Source organism: Fulvivirga aurantia (assembly GCF_009711475.1).
Taxonomy (GTDB): Bacteria; Bacteroidota; Bacteroidia; order Cytophagales; family Cyclobacteriaceae; genus Fulvivirga; species Fulvivirga aurantia.
The window spans coordinates 1-526 of record NZ_SMMD01000108.1 but is presented as its reverse complement, the minus strand read 5'-3'; the positions used below and the strand labels follow the sequence as shown (position 1 = coordinate 526).

General features: G+C 34.2%; 1 protein-coding gene. It reads left to right on the top strand.

Annotation, left to right across the window (positions count from 1 at the left end):
- The first annotated feature begins 150 nt into the window (after positions 1 to 150).
- A complete protein-coding gene (locus E1176_RS00235; RefSeq protein WP_155208589.1) occupies positions 151 to 477 on the top strand; it encodes a 2Fe-2S iron-sulfur cluster-binding protein in 327 nt (108 codons plus the stop codon).
- The last annotated feature ends 49 nt before the right edge of the window (positions 478 to 526 follow it).

Genomic DNA, 526 nt, shown 5'->3' with positions numbered 1-526 from the left:
TTGCCAGAAAGCGTCTTTTTATCTTCATAGGCTTGGCCTACTATCTTTTTAGAAAGTTGATCACTGTAACTGTCTATGCCTTTATAATTGAGATTGTTCTCCATACTTATATTTTCTTTACAACTTTGCTACTTTAAAAGTAAAAAGTAAATGCCAGAAATCACCATTTCTAACTTATTTCAAAAGTCTTTAAAAACAAACGAGAAGGATAAGCCCATATTGAAGATTTTACACGAAAATTCTATCGATTGGATGCACGCATGTGGAGGAAAAGGAAGATGTACCACCTGCAAAATGATTGTGGAAGAAGGAATTAAGAATATTTCTTTAGAAAGCGACTTTGAAACAAAATTGAGAAAACTTGGTGCATTGAAATCTAACGAGAGGCTCGCATGCCAGTGTACGTTACAGGGAGATATAAGGGTTGCTGTTCCAGAAAAGAGTAAGCTTCCTCACATGCAATATTCAGACGATTAAAATCGAGACAAATTTCTGAGGCATCAGTATCAGTATATTTATTATTTTT

What these genes read in the sequence shown, in the direction of transcription:
- E1176_RS00235 (WP_155208589.1), top strand. Translation starts at nt 151, where the DNA reads ATGCCAGAAATCACCATTTCTAACTTATTTCAAAAGTCTTTAAAAACA.